At 68.9% G+C, this 2636-nt stretch carries 3 protein-coding genes and 1 tRNA gene; 1 reads left to right on the forward strand and 3 read right to left on the reverse strand.

Annotated features, from left to right (window positions below; translation table 11 throughout):
* Together murA and AB1609_20695 are read right to left on the reverse strand one after the other, a co-directional pair.
* On the reverse strand, positions 1–1245 hold a 1245-nt coding region (murA, locus tag AB1609_20690; protein MEW6048862.1), incomplete at its 3' end, for a UDP-N-acetylglucosamine 1-carboxyvinyltransferase.
* Between the two features lie 159 nt (positions 1246–1404).
* Positions 1405–1881 (reverse strand): carbohydrate binding domain-containing protein, encoded by a 477-nt coding sequence (locus AB1609_20695; GenBank protein ID MEW6048863.1) that lies wholly within the window; start codon positions 1879–1881, stop codon positions 1405–1407.
* A gap of 197 nt (positions 1882–2078) precedes the next feature.
* Here AB1609_20695 and AB1609_20700 point away from each other — a divergent pair.
* Positions 2079–2152 (forward strand) — tRNA-Gln (locus tag AB1609_20700).
* 96 nt (positions 2153–2248) lie between these two features.
* On the opposite strand, the gene AB1609_20705 is transcribed toward AB1609_20700, so the two are convergent.
* Positions 2249–2636 (reverse strand): glycerol-3-phosphate dehydrogenase C-terminal domain-containing protein (locus AB1609_20705; protein MEW6048864.1); only part of this gene is annotated, 388 nt, incomplete at its 5' end.

The raw sequence follows: 2636 nt of genomic DNA on the forward strand, positions 1-2636 counted from the left end.
GCCGCCCAGGCGGCGAACTTTCGCCTCCAGCGCCTCGTACCCTCTGTCGATGATCTCCGGCCTTTCGATCAGCGTCTCGCCGTCGGCCGCAAGCGCCGCCAGCAGGAGGGCCGCGCCGCCCCGCAAGTCGGTCGCTTCGACGCGCGCCCCCGTGAGGCGCGCAACACCCTGGATGATGGCGGTATCCCGCTCCACCCGGATGTCGGCGCCCATCCGTCGCAATTCGTCGGCGTAGCGGAACCGGTCGAAGATGGTCTCCCGCACGACGCTGGTTCCGTCCGCCACAGCGAGAAGGGCGGCAAACGGCTGCTGCAGATCGGTCGGGAAGCCCGGATAGGGGGCCGTCTCGAGATCGACGGGGTGGGGACGCAGCAGACCCGGCGGAGTGAAAAGGGCCACGCTGTCGGGCGTCACCTCGATCCGGTAGCCGGCTTCCCGGAGCTTCATCAGGGGCAGTTCGAGGTGCTCGGCCAGGGCGCCCCTGACCGTGACCTCGCCGCCCGTGATGGCCCCGGCGAGAAGCCACGTCGCCGTCTCGATGCGGTCCGGGATGACCGCGTAGCGGGTGCCGTGGAGGCGGTCCGTCCCCTTGATGCGGATGAGGCTCGTTCCGGCGCCGCGCACGTGGGCCCCCATGCTGTTGAGGAGGTTGGCAATGTCCACCACTTCGGGCTCGCGGGCGGCGTTGCGAATGACGGTGGTGCCCCTTGCCAGAACCGAGGCCATCATGAGCTGGATCGTGGCGCCCACGCTGGGGCGGCTGAGGTGGATCTCTGCGCCCTCGAGGCCCCATGGGGCTGAGGCACGCATGCTGCCGCCCTCGATGCGGATGGCGGCCCCAAGCTGCTCAAAACCCCTCAGGTGGTAGTCCACGGGGCGGGAACCCAGGGCGCACCCACCCGGAAGGGGCACCGTCGCCTCGCCACGCCGCGCCAGGAGCAGCCCTGCCACGTAAAACGAGGCGCGCATGCGCCGCACGAGCTCGTACGGGGCTTCCGTGGAGTTCAGCGTGGAGCCGAGGACGCGCAGTTCGCCGGGGCCGGTGCCGACCTCGACCGTGACCCCGAGCGTTCTGAGAAGATGGATCATGGTGGCTACGTCGGCGTCACGCGGCACGTGTTCCAGGTAAACCGGCTCGTCCGAAAAAGCGGCAGCCACCAGTGCCGGAAGGGCGCTGTTCTTGGCGCCGCTGGCTTCCAGTGTGCCAGCCAGTCGATGGCCACCCTCGATGATCAGCACGGCCACGTTACAGAGGACCCTTTCGTACTCCGGCTCCCCAAGAGGAGGGTGGGCCGTCGCAAGGACGCCAGAGCCCGGAACGAGTTTCCTGGGCCTGGCGTCCTGCGCGGCGGGCACCCTAAGGGCGAGGGTGCGCAAGGCCTGGCGGCAGGCGATGGCACCCGGCTAGCGGGCGCCCCAGTGGATCTGGTAGACCCAGTTGTGGCCGTTGTTGTTGTCCCAGTGATCTGCCGAATCGTGGAAGCAGAACTCGAGCGTGCCAAAGCCACGTGCCTCCAACTGGGCCTCCCACAGGGCCGTCTGCCCGATCCAGCCCACCTGCTTCATCAGGACGTCGTGCACGTCCTTCCATGCACCCGGCCCAAACCCGTAGTGCAGGAAGATCTGGTCCGCTCCCTTGCGCGCCAGGAGGCCAGAGTACCAGATCGTGACGCGCTGCCCGGAGGTGATGGGTGTCGGTCTGACGTAGACGCCGTCGTCGATCTCGCCGGCCACGCCCTCGCGTTCGGCGAGCGCCACGCCTCCTTCACGAGCATCGTCGTCGAGATAGCCGAACTCCTCGTCGGTTCGACGGGCGATCTTGCCCTCCTGCGGGGGGCTTGCGGTGAAGGCGCGGCGCAGCGACTGCAAGAGGCCAGCCACCTCTCCGGTCACCCCCTTTCGCCGCGCTGGCTTCCACGGCGTAGCGTGCGCGAAGGAAGCGGGGCGCCATGGGGTAAGTCGCAGGGGCGCTCACCAGGGGGCGGGCAAAAAGGCATCGGCGTCGCCTGCGCCCATTGGCCCCTGCGCCCATTGACCGGCCGGGGAGCCCGTGCTAGAATGCGGTCGGCCTTCCCCGCTGGGGGATGGTGTAACGGCAACACGCGTGGCTCTGGACCACGTAATCCAGGTTCGAATCCTGGTCCCCCAGCCACGTTTCCAGTCTTTTGTCCGCAGCAGGCATCCCTGCCGTTACCGCGCGACCGCGTGCCTCTGCCTCGAGCCGCTGGGTTCGTAGCGGATACGCGATTCAAGGCCGCCCGGCATGGGAGGCAAGAGGAAGGCTGTACGCCGCGCGCCACAGTTGCGTGTAGCGGTGGACCTCAGCCGCCCACCGGTGGTCGTCCCAGCCAAGCTCGGGCTGGACAATGGACCGGATGCGTTCCAGCAGGGCCGCCCCGCCGGATGGGAGTTGCACGCCGAGGCGAACTCTCCGCAGCATCAGGTCGTCCAGGTGCCAGACGGCCTCCCGGGCGGCCGCCCAGCGGAGTTCAACCCGCAGGACGTTGCTTCCGGGGATGGGATCGAATTCGTCCGGGCGGGCCAGGCGCGCAAGGTCAAAAGCGTCGGGGCCGTATCGGGCAACCAGGCGCTGCCGTGCCGGCTCCGGGATCGCGTCCGGATCGACCCGGGCCTCC

This window comes from Bacillota bacterium (assembly GCA_040754675.1).
Classification (GTDB): domain Bacteria; phylum Bacillota; class Limnochordia; order Limnochordales; family Geochordaceae; genus Geochorda.